At 73.6% G+C, this 16604-nt stretch carries 14 protein-coding genes; 1 reads left to right on the forward strand and 13 read right to left on the reverse strand.

All coding sequences use genetic code 11. The features are described 5' to 3' along the window. Positions 1 to 88: 88 nt before the first annotated feature. The 3 genes from ACIP2X_RS26555 to ACIP2X_RS26565 all read right to left on the reverse strand — a co-directional run bounded on the left by ACIP2X_RS26555 (position 89) and on the right by ACIP2X_RS26565 (position 3738). Positions 89 to 1195, reverse strand: a complete 1107-nt coding sequence (locus tag ACIP2X_RS26555; protein ID WP_401677253.1) for a carbohydrate kinase family protein — start codon at positions 1193 to 1195, stop codon at positions 89 to 91. Positions 1196 to 1438: 243 nt separating this feature from the next. Beyond that, the gene (locus ACIP2X_RS26560) at positions 1439 to 2728 is read right to left on the reverse strand and encodes a glucarate dehydratase family protein (RefSeq protein WP_401677069.1); all 1290 of its coding nucleotides are present in this window, start codon (positions 2726 to 2728) and stop codon (positions 1439 to 1441) included. After that, complete coding sequence (locus ACIP2X_RS26565) at positions 2725 to 3738, reverse strand: 5-dehydro-4-deoxyglucarate dehydratase (RefSeq protein ID WP_401677071.1); 1014 nt, start codon at positions 3736 to 3738, stop codon at positions 2725 to 2727. The genes ACIP2X_RS26560 and ACIP2X_RS26565 overlap by 4 nt, the downstream gene beginning before the upstream one ends. A gap of 322 nt (positions 3739 to 4060) precedes the next feature. On the opposite strand from ACIP2X_RS26565, the gene ACIP2X_RS26570 reads away from it, so the two are divergent. Then, entirely contained in the window at positions 4061 to 5314 is a 1254-nt protein-coding gene (locus ACIP2X_RS26570) for an MFS transporter (protein ID WP_401677073.1), read from the forward strand. Positions 5315 to 5317: 3 nt separating this feature from the next. On the opposite strand, the gene ACIP2X_RS26575 is transcribed toward ACIP2X_RS26570, so the two are convergent. The 10 genes from ACIP2X_RS26575 to hrcA all read right to left on the reverse strand — a co-directional run bounded on the left by ACIP2X_RS26575 (position 5318) and on the right by hrcA (position 16498). After that, positions 5318 to 6310 carry an adenosine deaminase gene (locus tag ACIP2X_RS26575; RefSeq protein WP_401677075.1) on the reverse strand — a complete coding sequence of 331 codons (993 nt, stop codon included), beginning with the start codon at positions 6308 to 6310 and terminating at the stop codon, positions 5318 to 5320. 20 nt (positions 6311 to 6330) lie between these two features. Next, entirely contained in the window at positions 6331 to 7236 is a 906-nt protein-coding gene (locus ACIP2X_RS26580; RefSeq protein WP_401677077.1) for a ribonuclease Z, read from the reverse strand. Positions 7237 to 7242: 6 nt separating this feature from the next. Further along, on the reverse strand, positions 7243 to 7596 hold the full coding sequence (locus ACIP2X_RS26585; protein WP_401677079.1) for a histidine triad nucleotide-binding protein: 354 nt from the start codon (positions 7594 to 7596) through the stop codon (positions 7243 to 7245). A gap of 301 nt (positions 7597 to 7897) precedes the next feature. Continuing rightward, positions 7898 to 11098 (reverse strand): S41 family peptidase, encoded by a 3201-nt coding sequence (locus ACIP2X_RS26590; protein ID WP_401677081.1) that lies wholly within the window; start codon positions 11096 to 11098, stop codon positions 7898 to 7900. A 62-nt stretch (positions 11099 to 11160) separates the two neighbouring features. Further along, positions 11161 to 11697, reverse strand: a complete 537-nt coding sequence (locus tag ACIP2X_RS26595) for a hypothetical protein (RefSeq protein WP_401677083.1) — start codon at positions 11695 to 11697, stop codon at positions 11161 to 11163. 58 nt (positions 11698 to 11755) lie between these two features. Beyond that, positions 11756 to 12148 (reverse strand): VOC family protein, encoded by a 393-nt coding sequence (locus tag ACIP2X_RS26600; RefSeq protein ID WP_401677085.1) that lies wholly within the window; start codon positions 12146 to 12148, stop codon positions 11756 to 11758. A 20-nt stretch (positions 12149 to 12168) separates the two neighbouring features. Beyond that, on the reverse strand, positions 12169 to 12909 hold the full coding sequence (locus ACIP2X_RS26605; RefSeq protein ID WP_401677087.1) for a 16S rRNA (uracil(1498)-N(3))-methyltransferase: 741 nt from the start codon (positions 12907 to 12909) through the stop codon (positions 12169 to 12171). After that, positions 12906 to 13982, reverse strand: coding sequence for a nitronate monooxygenase (locus ACIP2X_RS26610; RefSeq protein WP_401677089.1), 1077 nt, complete (start codon positions 13980 to 13982; stop codon positions 12906 to 12908). The genes ACIP2X_RS26605 and ACIP2X_RS26610 overlap by 4 nt, the downstream gene beginning before the upstream one ends. Before the next feature lie 359 nt (positions 13983 to 14341). Beyond that, entirely contained in the window at positions 14342 to 15481 is a 1140-nt protein-coding gene (dnaJ, locus tag ACIP2X_RS26615; protein WP_401677091.1) for a molecular chaperone DnaJ, read from the reverse strand. Continuing rightward, positions 15482 to 16498 carry a heat-inducible transcriptional repressor HrcA gene (gene hrcA, locus ACIP2X_RS26620; RefSeq protein ID WP_401677093.1) on the reverse strand — a complete coding sequence of 339 codons (1017 nt, stop codon included), beginning with the start codon at positions 16496 to 16498 and terminating at the stop codon, positions 15482 to 15484. Positions 16499 to 16604 lie beyond the last annotated feature (106 nt).

A 16604-nucleotide genomic window follows, 5' to 3' on the forward strand; every position in this document is an offset into this window, starting at 1 on the left:
GGCGAGTTCCAGGGTACGCCGCGGGACTGACATCGCCGTAGGGCTTTTCGCTACACCGTGCGAACACACGGGGCCGCGGGAGGCCGGGTCAGGCGGAGCGGCCGAAGCCGATCGTGGGGACCGCGCGGCGCAGGGGCCAGGGCCGGGCGGTGGCGGGGATCAGGTCCTCCAGGAAGGAGTACCGGCGCAGGGCCGCCGGGTCCTGGTCCTCGTAGGACTGCACCCTGCGCCACCACGCCGCGATCTCGGACCAGCCGGGGGCCGAGAGGGAGCCGCCGAACTCCTGGACTGACAGCGCGGCCGTGAGGCCGGCGAAGGCGACCCGGTCGGCGAGGGGCCAGCCGGCCAGGGTGCCGGTGACGAAGCCGGCGACGAAGACGTCCCCCGCGCCGGTGGGATCCAGGGCCTCCACGGCGATCGCCGGGACGGCGGCGCTCTCGCCGGTGCGGCGGTCCACGGCGTACGCGCCGTCGGCGCCGAGGGTGACCACGGCGAGCGGCACGTGTTCGGTGAGGGCGTGCGCGGCGGCGCGGGGGCAGGTGGTGCCGGTGTAGCGCATCGCCTCCTCGGCGTTGGGCAGGAACGCCTCGCAGTGTTCGAGGTCGGCGAGGCCGGCCAGGTCCCAGACGCCGGTGTCGTCCCAGCCGACGTCGGCGAAGACGCGGGTGCCGTTGCGCGCGGCCTGCGCGATCCAGGGGGCGCGCTCGCCCGGGGTGAGCGAGGCGACGGCGGCACGCGCGCGGGGCGGGCAGTCGGGGGCCGGCTCCTCGGGGGGCGGCTCGTGGCCGTGGGAGACCATGGTGCGCTCGCCCTCGTAGGCCATGGAGACGGTGACCGACGAGTGCCAGCCGGGCACCGTGCGCGACGGGGCGAGGTCGATGCCCTCGCCCTGCTCCAGGGCGTCCCAGCAGTAGTCGCCGTAGTGGTCGTCGCCGAAGGCCGCCGCGAGGGACGTCCTCAGGCCGAGGCGGGAGAGCGCGGTGGCCATGTTGGCGACGCCGCCGGGGCTCGATCCCATCCCGCGTGCCCAGGACTCCGTCCCGCGCACCGGGGCGGAGTCGAGCCCGGTGAAGATGATGTCGAGGAAGACGGTGCCGGTGAGGTACACGTCCCAGGGTGGCTCGCCCGGGCCGCGCAGGGCGGCCAGGGGATCGACATGGGCGTGGCAGTACCGACCCTCCCGCATGGTCGGCATCGCCCTGGCGGCGGGCAGCGGCCCCTCTCCGTCGGACCCGATCACAATGCGCTCCCTGACGTGGTGCGGACCCGGCCAGTCTGCACCACGCCACCGACAACGCCCCGTCGCCCAGCCGCGGAGCAACCCGGCGCCCACCGCACGAGGGAGGCGCACGAGCGCCCCCACGCACCCACCCGCGAACCCAGGGGGTCCCCCGGGCCTGCACCCGCAAGCACCACGGCGGGCGGGGTGGGGCCGAGGTCACCAGCGGGGCATCGTGGGGGTGGTCCAGTGCGGGTCGGTGGTGCGCATCGCCGCCGCGTCGTCGCGGTCGCGCAGCGCGCCGTCGTCGTCCAGCCAGCGCCGGTGCAGCCGGGCGAGCCGGTCCCGGTCGAGCTCGACGCCCAGACCGGGGGCGTCCGGGACCCGTACGGAGCCGTTCTCGAAGACCAGCCGTTCGGTGAGCACGTCCTCCGACTGCCAGGGGTAGTGGGAGTCGCAGGCGTGGTGGAGACCGGGGACGGTGGCCGCCACATGGGTCATCGCGGCCAGGCTGATCCCGAGGTGGGTGTTGGAGTGCATGGACACCCCGACGCCGAAGGTCCGGCAGACCGCGGCGAGCTGCTGGGTGTTGCGCAGCCCGCCCCAGTAGTGGTGGTCGGAGAGGACGACCTGGACGGCCCCCCGGGTGAACGCCTCCCCGATCTCGGCGAACGTCGTCACGCACATGTTGGTGGCGAGCGGTACACCGGTCCGCGCGGCGACCTCGGCCATGGCGGGCGTGCCGAGCGCCGGGTCCTCCAGGTACTCCAGGAGGTCACCGACTTCCTCGGCCACCTTGACCGACGTCTGAACGGACCAGGCGCCGTTGGGGTCGAGTCGCAGCGGATGCCCGGGGAAGGCCTCGGCCAGCGCGCGCACGGCCGCGATCTCCTCCTCGGGCGGGAAGACGCCCCCCTTGAGCTTGAACGAGGAGAACCCGTACCGCTCCTTGAACTTCCGCGCCTGCTCCACGACCCCGGCCGGATCGAGCGCGGCACCCCAGTCGTCCCGCTCGCTCGGCACGCCGGCCGGGTGCTCGGCCCACTTGTAGAACAGGTACGCGCTGTACTCGACCGCGTCCCGCACCTTGCCGCCGAGCAGCGCGTGCACCGGCAGCCCGAGCGACTTGCCGAGCGCGTCCAGGCAGGCCACCTCGAAGCCGGAGACGACGGACAGCCGCAGCTTGTCCGCGGTCTGCACGCCACGCAGTCCGCCGACGTCGACCGCCTCGGAGACCCGTGAGGCGTCCACGGACACCTCGTCGGCCACGGCGAACAGCCCGTTCAGGTCGCTGACCCGCCGTCCCTTCAACTTCCGCGCGAACGGCCGCGCCAGCTCCAGGTACTTGGTGTCCCCGTACGTCTCCCCGACGCCGATCACCCCGTCCGCCGTCACCACCTCCACGATCAGCCGGGGCGTGTACGGCTGGTGGACGCCCTGCGTGTTCAGCAGCGGCGGGTCGGCGACCAGGATCGGGGTCAGGGTGACGTCCGTGACGGTGAGGTTCACAGGGTGGCTCCTACGAGGTCCAGTCCGGAGGCGAGCAGGGTCCTCAGCTCGGCGAGGTCGGACGCCGAGGGGTCGGTCAGCGGGGCGCGCACCGGTCCGGCCGGCCGCCCGCGCAGCCGGGCCGCGGCCTTGACCAGCGACACGGCGTAGCCGGGCGTCCGGTCGCGCAGTTCCACGAGCGGCACGTAGAAGTCCCGCAGCAGCTTCTCCACCAGGGCGTCGTCCTCACGCAGGGCGGTGAAGAAGGCGACGGCGATCTCGGGCGCGAAGGCGTGCACGGCGGAGGAGTAGGCGGGGACGCCGACGGCGGCGTAGGCGCGGGCCTGGATCTCGGCGGTGGCGGCGCCGTTGAAGAACAGGAAGTCCTCCGGGGCGGCGAGGGTGAGGCGCCGGAGCCTGTCGAGGTCGCTGTGGCCGTCCTTGAGACCGATGACGCCGGGGATGCGGGTGATCCGGCGGAACGCCTCGGTGCCGAAGGCGACCTGGCCGCGCTGGTAGGCGACGAGCGGCAGCCGGGTGCGGGCGGCGAGCTGCTCCAGCTGCCCGACCAGCCCCTCCTGGGGCGCGCTGACGAGGTAGTGCGGCAGCACGAGCAGGGCGTCCGCGCCCGCCTCCTCGGCGATGCGCGCGAACCGTACGGCCTGCGCCCAGCCGTAGCCGACCCCGGCCACGACCGGCACACGCCCCGCCGTCTCCTGGACGGCGACGGTGACGACCTGCCGGTACTCGTCCTCGTCCAGCGAGAAGAACTCGCCGGTGCCGCAGGCCGGAAAGAGCGCGCCGGGCCCGGCGGCGAGCTGCCCGGCGAGGTGGGCCCGGAACCCGTCGAGGTCGAGGGAGCCGTCGTCGTGGAAGGCGGTGAGCGGGAAGGAGAGCACGCCGCGCGCCATCCCCGCCCGCAGGCTCGCCGTCACGTCGGTGTCGAGACCCACGTCGCCTTCTCCCCAGCGGACTTCGTCCGCCTGCTCATCCACGCGCTCGTTCACGCGCTCGTTCATGCGCTCATCCATGCGCGCATCCATACGCGCATCCATGCGTTCATCCACGTATGAGAACGGAGATTAGATAGGTGAACAGCCGCCGTCAATGGGGCCGTGTCACGCCGACCGGAAGCGGCCACCGAACCCGCCGGTGGGCCGCCGGAAGCCCGCGAGAAGGCCCACGTTTACCCGGCCGACCCGAGCCCAAACCGAAGGTGATCCAGATCACCCACCCCGGCCTCCCGTCGCGCTCCCCCCAGTTGATACAAATTGCCCGCGCGTTCCTGTCCGTCGACGGTCGTCGCCCAATCCCCCTTCCTGTGCCGTCCTTTCGCATGCCCTGGGAACGCCCGTGTTCGCCCCCCGCTCCACCACGCCCTGGCCCCTCGTCGCCCTTTTCACGGCCGGGTACCTCGCCCCCTACCTGCTCCCGACCGTCGTCGGCAGGCTGGACTCCGGTCTCCCCGTCTCCGCCACCCAGGCGGGCGCCATCGGCAGTGCCCTGCTGCTGAGTTCGGCGGCCGCCGGGTTCCTGCTCGCCTCCCACGTCGACCGGATCGGCCCGCGCGCTCTGGCCCGCGCAGGACTGGCGCTCGCCGTCCTCGGCTACGGCGGCGCCACCCTCACGACCACCGTCCCCGCCGTCGTCGTCGGCGCGATGGCCGGCGGCTTCGGCTCCGGTACGGCGACCGCGGTCGCCGCCACCGGGATCGCCGCCCAGCGCGATCCGCACCGGGTCACCACGCTCGGCCTGCTCAGCGTCTCCGCGCTGGCCGGTGCCGTCTACCTGACCGTCCCGCACCTCGGTCCCGGCCACGGACTCCCGCTGGCCGCGATCGCCCTCACCGCGCTCGCCGTCTGGCCGCTCACCGGCAGGCTCCACGCCCGGGCGGCCGCGCCCGCCGTGCGCCGCCCGCGCGAGCCGCTCCCCCACCTGCGCGCCGGGCTGCTCCTGGCGGCCATGATGCCCTGCTGGTCGATGGCGCAGAACGCCCTCTGGGGCGTCAGCGGCAGGATCGGCCTCACCCAGGCGCACCTGAGCGAGGCGACCGTCGGTCTGGTCTTCGCCGTCGCCCTCGGCGCGGGACTGCTGGGCGTCGTCGGCGCCGGGGCCCTCGGCCCCCGGCTCGGGCACGCCGCACCCATCGGCGTCGGCACCGGCCTGATCGCGGGCTGCATCGTGGTCAGCGCGTCCGCGACGGGACTGACGACCTTCGCGGCGGGCGAGGTCGCCTGGAACACGCTCTACCCGATCGTCCTGTCGTACGTCATCGGCCTCGCCGCCTCCCTCGACCCGCGGGGCCGCTGGGCGGTGCTGGTCGGCTCGGCGTCCTCGCTCGGCACGGCGGCGGGTCCGCTGACCGGCAGTCTCCTGTCGGCGCAGGCCGGGTTCCCGGCGATGGGCGCGGTCCTGGCCGCCGGACTCCTGGTGATCGCCGTGCCGATGACCCTGGTGGCGGTGCGCGCGTCCCGGCGGCCCACGCACGTCGTCGACGTGCTGGAGATCCCCGTGGACGCCCTGTCGGCCATGCCCGCCCAGCAGCACGCCTACGGCACCGCGGGACCCCGGCAGGCAGCGGCCGCGCCCGGGGCGGCGACCGCCTGAGCCCTACGGGAACTCGTACGCCTCGACCTCCGCGAGGTACCGCGCCCGCCGCTCCTCGTCGTGCTCCAGGAAGGACGCGACGAAGGAGTTGCGGGCCAGCTCGCGCAGCCGCTCCTCGCCCAGCCCGAGGGCCGCGCGCACGGCGTCGAAGTTGTCCCCCGCGTACCCGCCGAAGTAGGCCGGGTCGTCGGAGTTGACGGTGCACAGCAGCCCGGCGTCGAGCATGGCGGGCAGCGGGTGGTCGGCGAGGGTGTCGACGGCGCGCAGCCGCACGTTGGACAGCGGGCACAGCGTCAGCGGGATCCGGTCCCGCACCAGCCGCTCCACCAGCGCCGGATCCTCCATGCACCGCAGCCCGTGGTCGACGCGCTCCACGCCGAGCACGTCGAGGGCCTCGGTGATGTACTCCGGCGGCCCCTCCTCACCGGCGTGCGCGACCCGCCGCAGCCCCAGGGCGGCGGCGGCCTCGTACACCTCGCGGAACTTGGCCGGCGGATGCCCGACCTCGGCGGAGTCCAGTCCGATCCCGGTGATCCGGTCCAGATACGGCTTCGCCGCCTCCAGCGTCGCCAGCGCCGACCCGGCGGACTCGTCGCGCAGCAAACACATGATCAGCCGGGTGGAGACGCCGTGCTCGGACTCGCTGTGCTCCAGCGCCCGCCACAGGCCCTCCACGACCGTGCCCATGCCGACCCCCCGCGCGAGGTGCGCCTGCGGGTCGAAGAAGATCTCCGCGTGCCGCACCCCCTGCGCGGCGGCCCGGGCGAGGTAGGCGTTCGCGAGGTCCGCGAAGTCCTGCTCGGTGCGCAGCACGGCCATGAGCTCGTAGTACAGGTTCAGGAAGGACTGGAGATCGTCGAAGCGGTAGGCCTCGCGCAGTGCGTCGGTGTTCGCGTAAGGCAGTGTCACACCGCCCCGCGCGGCGAGTGCGAAGGCGAGCTCCGGCTCCAGGGTGCCTTCTATATGAAGGTGCAGTTCGGCTTTCGGGAGGGGCATCAGTTCATCGTACGGGCGTTTCACCTGCGCTTCGGAACCGGCACTCTCAGTAGATCGTGCGCCACGCTCAGCTCGCCGTCGAAGCCGGCCGCCCGCGCCTGCCGCTCGAACTCCTCCGGCTCGGAGTAGCGCTGGCTGAAGTGCGTGAGCACGAGATGGCGCACCCCGCTCTCCACGGCCACCCGTGCCGCCTGACCTGCCGTCAGATGACCGTGTTCGACGGCGAGTTCCTCGTCCTCGTCGAGGAACGTCGATTCGATCACCAGCATGTCGCAGCCCTCGGCGAGCGCGTAGACGCCGTCGCACAGCCGGGTGTCCATGACGAACGCGAACCGCTGGCCGCGCCGCACCTCGCTGACGTCGTGGAGCGAGACCCCGCCGAGCGCCCCCGCACGCTGGATGCGGCCCACGTCGGGCCCCTTGATGCCGTGCGCGGCCAGCCGCTCGGGCAGCATGCGGCGCCCGTCGGGCTCGACCAGGCGATAGCCGTACGCCTCGACCGGGTGGGAGAGCCTGCGCGCCTCGAGGCTGTAGGACGCCGAGGAGGCGAGGACCCCGTCCCGGTCGACCGGCGCCTCGGTGATCCCGACGGTCTCGCGGTAGGCGGTGGCGTACCGCAGCCGGTCGAAGAAGCGCTGCCCTGAGCGGGGGTAGTGCGCGGTGACCGGGTGGGGCACCTGATCGAGGTTGATGCGCTGGAGGACACCCGCGAGGCCCAGCGAGTGGTCCCCGTGGAAGTGCGTGACGCAGATCCGGTTCAGGTCGTGGGCGGCGACGCCGGCACGCAGCATCTGGCGCTGCGTGCCCTCGCCGGGGTCGAAGAGGAGGCCCTCACCGTCCCAGCGCAGCAGGTAGCCGTTGTGGTTGCGGTGCCGGGTCGGGACCTGGCTGGCGGTGCCGAGGACCACCAGTTCACGTACGGACACGACGACTTACCCGGGGGGCCATTCCAGTCCGCGACCGCCCAGGACGTGGGCGTGCGCGTGCCAGACGGTCTGGCCCGCTCCGCTTCCCGTGTTGAAGACGACGCGGTAGCTCTCCAGCTTCTCGTCGTCGGCGACCGCCTGCGTCTCGCGCAGGACGTCGGCGGCGATCGCCGGTTCGGCGGCGGCGAGGGCCGCGGCGTCCCGGTGGTGCACCTTGGGGATCACCAGGACGTGGGTGGGCGCCTGGGGGTTGATGTCCCGGAACGCGACGGTGGTCCCGGTCTCGCGCACGATCGTCGCCGGGATCCGGCCCGCGACGATCTTGCAGAACAAGCAGTCGTCCTGCGGCTCCCCTGCCATGGTCCCTCCGGGGGTCGAACGGGTCGATCGTGTGGGGGCATCGTACGTCGTCGGAGCGCCGGAGTTACGGCCGCTCCCACCCACGCGACCGCAACACGGGACCAGGGCCTGTCGTTCGGATCCCGCCGCGGACGCGGGGTCCGGCCCGCGCTCCCCCGAGGGGACCCACCCGCGTTGTCGTCGGCTGCCGATGCTCCGCCTCGACGCCCTCCTGCGCCTCGCTGCTGTACGCACCAGACCCCGCTCACCGGCGCCGACGAGACACCGTCGATCCTCCGCGGCCTGATCCCAACGGCAGGCCCTAGGCGGGCAGGGCCGGTGGTGTCTTCGCGGGGGTGGTCTCCAGCGCCTCCAGCGCGAGCCTTATCGCCTCGTCGAGCTGGGGGTCGCGCCCCGCCGCGTGGTCCTGCGGGCGCTGCACGACCTCCACGTCCGGGTCCACGCCGTGGTTCTCGACGCCCCACTCGTAACCCTCAAGCCAGAAGGCGTACTTCGGCTGGGTGATCAGCGTGCCGTCCACCAGCCGGTAGCGGCTGTCGATACCGATCACGCCGCCCCAGGTGCGCACCCCGACGACCGGCCCGAGCCCGAGCGCCTTGATCGCCGCGTTGACGATGTCGCCGTCCGACCCGGAGAACTCGTTGGCGACGGCGACGACGGGCCCGCGCGGCGCGTCCTGCGGATAGCTGTAGGGATGCATGCCGCGCGGCACCGCCCAGCCGACGATCCGCCGGGCCAGCTTCTCCACCACCAGCTGGGAGGTGTGCCCGCCCCGGTTCTCCCGGACGTCCACGACGAGCCCCTCGCGGCCCACCTCCACCCGCAGGTCCCGGTGGATCTGCGCCCAGCCGGGCGCCTGCATGTCCGGCACGTGCAGATAGCCGAGCCTGCCGCCGGACCGCTCGTGCACGTACGCCCGCCGGTCCGCGACCCACGCGTGGTAGCGCAGCGGCTCCTCGTCGGCGATCGGCACGACGACGGCGTGCCGCGCCTCGCCCCCGCCGGACGGCGACACGGTCAGCTCGACCGCCTTGTCCGCCGTACCGACCAGCAGCGGCCCCGGGCCGGTCACCGGATCCACCGCGCGGCCGGCCACCGCCACGATCGCGTCCCCGGCGCGCACCGCGACGCCGGGCGCGGCCAGCGGGGAGCGGGCCTCGGGGTCGGAGGTCTCCGAGGGCAGGATGCGGTCGATGCGCCAGCTGCCGTCCGGATGGCGGGAGATGTCCGCGCCGAGCAGCCCCTGGCGGGCGCCGTCGCCGTGCCCGCCGCGCGGGACGACGTAGGCGTGCGAGGTGCCCAGCTCGCCCTGCACCTCCCACAGCAGGTCCACCAGGTCGTCGTGGGTGGCGACCCGTTCCAGCACGGGCCGGTAGCGGTCGAGGACGCCGTCCCAGTCGACACCGCTCATGTCCGGCCGCCAGAAGTGGTCGCGCATGATGCGGCCGGTCTCTTCGTACATCTGCCGCCACTCGGCCGCCGGTTCGACGGTCTGGCGGACGCGGGTGAGGTCGACGGTGACGTTGGTGTCGCTGTCGTCGTCGCCCGAGGCGCGCCGGTCGCTCGGTACGACCTTCAGCCGGCCGTCGGTCCACAGCAGCACCCGCTTGCCGTCCCCGCTGACCGCGAAGTGGTCGGCGTCGGCCGCGAGGTGCTCCAGACGCTGCTGGGCGAGGTCGTAGCGCTCCAGCTCGGTCTTGGGGTCGGGGTCGTCCGGGGTGGCCCGCGCTGAGCCGAGGACGCCCTGCACGGGGTGGCGCAGCCACAGCACACCGTCCTTCGCCGCGCGCAGGTTGGAGTAACGCCCGGCCTCGACCGGGAACGGCACGATCCGGTCGGCGAGGCCTTCGAGGTCGATCCGCGTCGTCGGCGTGCCCTCGCTGTCCGGCGTCTCGTCCTTGTCCGGCGTCTCGAAGGGCCGGCCGTGCCGCTGCGGTCCGAACGGCGAGGGCGTGGTCGCCGACAGCGTGATCAGGTGCGGCCGGTCGCCGACCACGAACGCCAGGTCGAAGACGTGCTCGTCGTAGACCGGGTCGAAGGCGCGGTTGGACAGGAACGCGAGGTGCTTGCCGTCGGGGGTGAAGGCCGGCGCGTAGTCCTGGAAGCGCAGCGGGGTCGCCTCGGTGACCGACAGGTCGGTGGTGTTGGCGAGCTTCAGCTGGCTGAGCGGGCGCGGTCCGGGGTGGGACCAGGCGAGCCAATTCGAGTCGGGCGAGAAGACCACACCGCGCACGTCGCCGTTCTCGCTGCGGTCGACCTCGCGGACCTCGCCGGTCTCCCGCTCGACGAGCAGCAGCCGTCCGTCGTGCGAGGCGACGGCGGCCCGGCTGCCGTCGGGGGCCATGGCGAGCCCGAGGACCCGGCCGAGCCGGCCCCCGGCGAGCCGGCGCGGGGTCGAGCCCGGCGCCAGCCCGGAGGCGGGCGCGAACTCCAGGGCGTCCTCGCCCTCGGCGTCCGTCACCCACACCACCCACTCCTCGCCCTCGGCGCGGAAGGTGCGGGGCAGCCGGGCCCGGACACCGGGTTCGACCGCGAGCGCGCGGGCGGGCCCGGAGCGGTGGGTCACCCAGTGCACGCCGCCGCGCACGGCGACCGCGCTGCCGCGCGCGGTGTGGTCGGGGGCGGCCGAGCCGAACCAGCGGGAGGCGTTCACCGGGTAGGGCTGGCGGTCGGTGCGCTGGCCGCCGATCCGGATGTCCAACCGGCGGGGCTCGGCCCCGTCGAGGTCGTCCAGCAGCCACAGCTCACCGGCGGAGGTGTACACGACGCGGGTGCCGTCCCCCGCCGCGTGCCGGGCGTAGAAGCCCCCGAGGGGGGTGTGCCGGCGCAGGTCGGAGCCGTCGGCGAGGGAGGAGTACAGCGCGCCGGTGCCCTCGTGGTCGCAGAGGAAGGCGATCCGGTCGCCGGCCCAGACCGGGAACTCGATGTTCCCGTCGAGGTCCGCGTGCAGCCGTACGAACTCCCCCTCGCCCTCGGGGTCGATCCACAGCTTGCCCGCCGTGCCGCCCCGGTAGCGCTTCCAGGCGGCGGCCTCGCGGCCCATCGGCGCGGACAGCAGCACGGTGTGCGGGCCGTGGGCGACCTCGCCGACCGGGCCGTACGGCAGCCGCTCGGCCGGTCCGCCGTCGAGCGGGACGGCGTGCGCCCAGGTGCGGCGGAGGGTGGCCTGGCCGTGGGTCGTGAGGGCGAGGACCCGCCCGTCGGGGGTCCATCCGCGCACCCGGGTCGTCCAACTGCCCCAGTACGTCAGGCGCTTGGCGGGGCCACCGTCGACGGGCGCGACATGCACCTCGGGGGCGCCGTCGCGGGTGGAGGTCCAGGCGACGGTGGTGCCGTCGGGGGAGATACGCGGCAGGGTCACCGGCACGTTGTCGGCGCTGACCCGCCAGGCGCGCCCCCCGTCGAGCGGCGCGAGCCAGACGTCGTCCTCGGCGGTGAAGGCCACCAACTCGCCCTGGACATGCGGAAACCGGAGATACGCGGGCACTGCGGACTGGGTCACCAGGTCACCCTACGCAGGCACCGGGGTCCGCGCACAGGGGTTTGGATCACTTGCGTCACCTGCTATTTGCCCTCGGGCCAGCACGTGGGTGCGCTGCGGCAGTAGACGGTCTTGGTGACGGTGACCGTCGTGGTCGGGCCACCGGCCGGCGGTGCGCCGCCCACCGGCGGGGCGGAGGTGGCGTCGCAGTCCCCCAGCCCGGTGAACCGGAACCGCTGCTTGCCGTCGACCTCCACGGTGAGGTCTCCGCGCACGCAGGCGCCGCCGACCGCGCGGGTCACCTCCCCGGTGACGGTGATGTCCCGGCCGTCGGTGGTCCGGCCCTCGCAGTCGACGTCGGCGACGTTGCGCACGCTCGCCGAGGGCGTCGCCGACGCGCTCGTGTCCCCGAGTTGCGCCGTGCAGGTGAGCCACTGCACCGCGACCTCGCGCCGCTCCAGCTCCCGCGTCACCAGCTCGTCCGTCGTCCAGGCCACGGTCGCCGAACTCATCGTCCCCGGCTCGCAGGCGACCAGCGCGCCCGCGCCTGCCACGAACGCCACCACCACACCGGCAGCCCGCGTCCGGCGCCGGCTTCGAGTCACTCGCAAGGCCCCCATGCACGGCAGCGTCCCACCCTCCCGTCCGTCGCGACAGAGCGCGTACGGCCATCCCGCGTCAGACGTTCAGGAGCTGCCACTCCTGGAGTTCCACCAGGTTGCCCTCGGGGTCCTTGAGGTGGGCGGTGCGCATGCGGTCCGCCGTGGCGGCCGGGCCGTGCAGCAGGGTCGCGCCGCGGGAGATGACGCGGTCGCAGGTGGCGTCGAGGTCGTCCACCCGCAGGACGACGAGGGAACGGTGGCCCGAGACGGTGTCGTTCACCTCGCCGAGCAGGCCCGCCATCGTCGCGCGGTCCTGGAGGACGATGCCGGCGGCACCGGTCGTGGGACTGAACTTCTCGTAGGGGCCCTCGGCGGCGCCGGACTGCGGCTTGAGGCCGAGGACCTCGGCGTAGAAGCGGTAGCAGGCGGCGAAGTCGCTGACCAGGAGCCTGACGTGGGCGAGTTCCATGACGTCCTCCCGGGTGGGGATCAGGACCAGCGTCCGGTACGGCCGAGCAGCAGGGCCGCCGCCGCGGTACCGGCCGTCGAGGTGCGCAACACGGACGGCCCGAGGCGCAAGGCGGGTGCCCCGGCCTCGGCGAATAGGGACAACTCCTCGGGGGCCACGCCCCCTTCGGGGCCGACGACCAGCACGATCTCGCCCTCGGTGGGCAGTTCGGCCGCGGCCAGCGGCTCCTCACCGCTCTCGTGCAGTACGGCGGCGAAGCCGGCCTTCGCCAGCAGTGCGGCGACCTGCTTGCTCGTCGCCGCGTCCGTAACCTCGGGGAAGCGCACCCGCCGGGACTGCTTGCCCGCCTCGCGCGCGGTGGCCCGCCACTTGGCCAGGGCCTTGGCGCCACGGTCGCCCTTCCACTGCGTGATGCAGCGCGACGCGGCCCAGGGCACGATCGCGTCGACCCCGACCTCGGTCATGGTCTCCACGGCCAGTTCGCCCCGGTCGCCCTTGGGCAGGGCCTGCACGATCGTGACGCGCGGCTGCGCGACCGGTTCCTCGGCCACCGAGTCCATGTGGACGATCAGCCGGTCCTTGCCCTCGGTGTCCACGACCACGCACTCCGCCCAGCGCCCGGCCCCGTCGGTGAGGACCACGTCCTCACCGGCCCGCAGCCGCTTCACGGAGACCGCGTGCCGGCCCTCGGGCCCGTCCAGGACGTACCGCCCGCCGCCGCCCGCGTCGAAGTGGGCGACGACGAACACCGGCGCCGTCATCCGGCACCGCCCCGGCCGGACAACGCTGTCCCGGCCGCCGCCAGCTCGGCCGCCAGCACCTCCACCAGCTGCCCGGCCGGCAGCTCACGCGCCATCCGGTGCCCCTGCCCCGCCCACAGCGCCATGCCCTGCGCGTCGCCCGCCTTCGCGGCGGCCTTGCGGATCGGGGAGGTCAGGTGGTGGATCTCGGGGTAGGCGGCGGGAGCGTAGGGGCCGTGCTCGCGCAGGAAGCGGTTGACCAGGCCGCGGGCGGGGCGGCCGGAGAAGGCGCGGGTGAGCGCCGTCCGCACGAACAGCGGGTTGGTGAGCGCCTGCTTGTGCACGGCGTTGGCGCCGGACTCGGCGGTGGCGAGGAAGGCCGTGCCGAGCTGCGCCGCGCTCGCGCCGGCCGCCAGCACGGCGGCGATCTGGCTGCCGCGCATGATGCCGCCGGCGGCGATCAGCGGCAGGCCCACCGCCTCGCGGACCTGGCCCAGCAGGGAGAGCAGACCGACGGCCGAGCCGTCGTTCTCGGGGGTGTCCCGGTGGGTGCCCTGGTGGCCGCCGGCCTCGGCGCCCTGCACGATCACGGCGTCCGCGCCCGCCTGCTCGACGGCCCGGGCCTCGTCGGCGGTGGTGGCGGTGACCAGGGTGAACGTTCCGGCCCGGCGCAGCGCGTCGAGGACCTCGCGGGAGGGGACGCCGAAGTGGAAGGAGACCACCGGCACCGGGTTGTCCAGCAGCACCGCGAGCTTGGCCTCGTAGCCGTCGTCACGGCCGCTGTCGGGGTCCCCGAGCTCGGTCTCGTACCAGGCGGCCTCGCCGGCCAGCTGGTGCGCGTAGACGTCGACGGCGGCGGGCTCGGCGTACTCGGACTGCGGCATGAAGAGGTTCACGCCGAAGGGGAGGCCCGTGAGCCCCCGCACCTGTTTGATCTCCTGGTACATGCCGTCGGCCGTCTTGTAGCCGGCCGCGAGGAAACCCAGCCCGCCGGCCTCGGACACGGCCGCGACGAGCTGCGGTACGGAGACGCCGCCCGCCATGGGGGCCTGCACGATCGGAAGCGGGACGAGATCGGTCAGTGCGGAGGACATGACGGCATGTTGTCACGTCCTCCGAACAAGTCCGAATCGACCCTGCCGCCCGGCAGGGCCCGACAGCGGCCCGCGCGCCCCATGCCCCGGGCACCCGCGCCGCTCGACCCCTCAGCGCCCGTTGAACGCGTCCTTCAACCGCGAGAACAGACCCTGCCGGCCCGGCTGACTGTGCCTGCCCGGGGGACGACCCCCGGACCCCCGGCCGGCCTCGGCGCCCGCGCCGCGCGCGTTCTCAGCGCCCGTTGAACGCGTCCTTCAACCGCGAGAACAGACCCTGCTGGCCCGGCTGACTGTGCCTGCCCGGGGGACGACCCCCGGACCCCCGGCCGGCCTCGGCGCCCGCGCCGCGCGCATTCTCAGCGCCCGTTGAACGCGTCCTTCAACCGCGAGAACAGACCCTGCTGACCCGGCTGGAACTGGCCCGTGGGCCGTTCCTCGCCGCGCAGCTTGGCCAGCTCGCGCAGGAGGCGCTCCTGCTCCACGTCCAGCTTGGTCGGGGTCTGGACCTCGACGTGCACGATGAGGTCGCCGCGACCGCCGCCGCGCAGGTGCGTGACGCCCCGGCCGTGCAGCGGGATCGACTGGCCGGACTGGGTGCCCGGGCGGATGTCGACCTCCTCCATGCCGTCCAGGGTCTCCAGCGGCACCTTGGTGCCTAGGGACGCCGCCGTCATCGGGATCGTGACCGTGCAGTGCAGGTCGTCACCGCGACGCTGGAAGGTCGCGTGCGGCAGCTCGTGGATCTCGACGTAGAGGTCGCCGGCGGGACCGCCGCCGGGCCCGACCTCGCCCTCGCCGGCGAGCTGGATACGCGTGCCGTTGTCGACGCCGGCCGGGATCTTGACCGTCAGGGTGCGGCGGGAGCGCACCCGGCCGTCGCCCGCGCACTCCGGGCACGGGTTCGGGACCACGGTGCCGAAGCCCTGGCACTGCGGGCAGGGGCGCGAGGTCATGACCTGGCCCAGGAAGGACCGGGTGACCTGCGACACCTCGCCACGGCCGCGGCACATGTCGCAGGTCTGCGCCGCCGTACCCGGCGCCGCTCCCTCACCGCTGCACGTGGAGCAGACGATGGCCGTGTCGACCTGGATGTCCTTCGTCGTGCCGAAGGCCGCCTCGTCCAGCTCGATCTCGATACGGATCATCGCGTCCTGGCCCCGGCGGGTGCGCGAGCGCGGCCCGCGCTGCGACGCCGTACCGAAGAACGCGTCCATGATGTCCGAGAAGTTCCCGAAGCCACCCGCGCCGAAGCCGCCCGCGCCACCCGCGGCGCCGGCCTGCGAGAGGGGGTCGCCGCCGAGGTCGTAGACCTGCTTCTTCTGCGGGTCCGAGAGCACCTCGTAGGCGGCGTTGATCTCCTTGAACCGCTCCTGGGTCTTCGGATCCGGGTTGACGTCCGGATGCAGCTCGCGTGCGAGCCGCCGGAAGGCCTTCTTGATCTCTTCCTGCGACGCGTCGCGGCGCACGCCGAGGACGGCGTAGTAGTCCGTGGCCACTTACGACTCCGCCAGGATCTGTCCGACGTACCGTGCCACTGCGCGTACCGCTCCCATCGTTCCCGGGTAATCCATGCGGGTCGGTCCGACCACGCCGAGCTTGGCAACCGCCTCGCCGCCCGAACCGTAGCCCACCGACACCACCGAGGTGGAGTTGAGTCCCTCATGGGCGTTCTCGTGCCCGATGCGCACGGTCATGCCCGAATCCTTCGCCTCGCCAAGCAACTTGAGGAGCACGACCTGCTCCTCCAGTGCCTCCAGCACCGGCCGGATGGTGAGGGGGAAGTCATGTCCGAAGCGGGTGAGATTGGCCGTCCCGCCGATCACCAGCCGCTCCTCCGTCTCCTCGACCAGTGTCTCCAGCAGCGTGGCGAGCACCGTCTGGACCGTGCCGCGGTCCTCCGCCTCGAAGGCCTCGGGCAGATCCTGCACCAGTTGCGGCACATCCGTGAAACGGCGGCCCGCGACCCGGCTGTTCAGCCGCGCCCGCAGATCGGCCAGCGACGCCTCGCCGAAGGGGGCCGGGCAGTCGACCATCCGCTGCTCGACCCGCCCGGTGTCGGTGATCAGCACCAGCATCACGCGTGCGGGCGCCATCGACAGCAGCTCCACGTGCCGCACGGTGGAGCGGGTCAGCGACGGGTACTGCACGACGGCGACCTGCCGGGTGAGCTGCGCGAGCAGCCGCACGGTCCGGGTGACCACGTCGTCCAGGTCGACGGCGCCGTCGAGGAAGTTCTGGATCGCGCGCCGCTCCGGCGCCGTCAGCGGCTTGACCTCGGCGAGCTTGTCCACGAAGAGCCGGTAGCCCTTGTCGGTCGGGATCCGCCCGGCGCTGGTGTGCGGCTGGGCGATGAACCCCTCGTCCTCCAGCGCCGCCATGTCGTTGCGGACCGTCGCCGGGGAGACGCCGAGACTGTGCCGTTCGGTGAGCGCCTTGGAACCGACCGGCTCCTCCGTACCCACGTAGTCCTGGACGATCGCGCGCAGTACCTGCAGCCGTCGTTCACTGAGCATCCGCGCGCACCTCCAGTACGTCGTCCCCTGGGCGCTCCCCCTGGCACTCGACAGACGCGAGTGCCAGCCTTACCGGCCCAGTGTACGGCCGTCGGGTACGCCCCGG

Source organism: Streptomyces sp. NPDC089424, from assembly GCF_044749345.1.
In the GTDB taxonomy this organism is placed as follows: Bacteria; Actinomycetota; Actinomycetes; order Streptomycetales; family Streptomycetaceae; genus Streptomyces.

Excerpts from the sequence above, each read along its gene's own strand:
- hrcA (WP_401677093.1), bottom strand. The coding sequence starts at position 16,498 with ATGCTCAGTGAACGACGGCTGCAGGTACTGCGCGCGATCGTCCAGGAC.
- ACIP2X_RS26610 (WP_401677089.1), bottom strand. The coding sequence starts at position 13,982 with ATGTCCTCCGCACTGACCGATCTCGTCCCGCTTCCGATCGTGCAGGCC.
- ACIP2X_RS26605 (WP_401677087.1), bottom strand. The coding sequence starts at position 12,909 with ATGACGGCGCCGGTGTTCGTCGTCGCCCACTTCGACGCGGGCGGCGGC.
- ACIP2X_RS26575 (WP_401677075.1), bottom strand. The coding sequence starts at position 6,310 with ATGCCCCTCCCGAAAGCCGAACTGCACCTTCATATAGAAGGCACCCTG.
- ACIP2X_RS26555 (WP_401677253.1), bottom strand. The coding sequence starts at position 1,195 with ATGCCGACCATGCGGGAGGGTCGGTACTGCCACGCCCATGTCGATCCC.
- ACIP2X_RS26565 (WP_401677071.1), bottom strand. The coding sequence starts at position 3,738 with ATGGATGAGCGCATGAACGAGCGCGTGAACGAGCGCGTGGATGAGCAG.
- ACIP2X_RS26600 (WP_401677085.1), bottom strand. The coding sequence starts at position 12,148 with ATGGAACTCGCCCACGTCAGGCTCCTGGTCAGCGACTTCGCCGCCTGC.
- ACIP2X_RS26585 (WP_401677079.1), bottom strand. The coding sequence starts at position 7,596 with ATGGCAGGGGAGCCGCAGGACGACTGCTTGTTCTGCAAGATCGTCGCG.
- ACIP2X_RS26595 (WP_401677083.1), bottom strand. The coding sequence starts at position 11,697 with ATGGGGGCCTTGCGAGTGACTCGAAGCCGGCGCCGGACGCGGGCTGCC.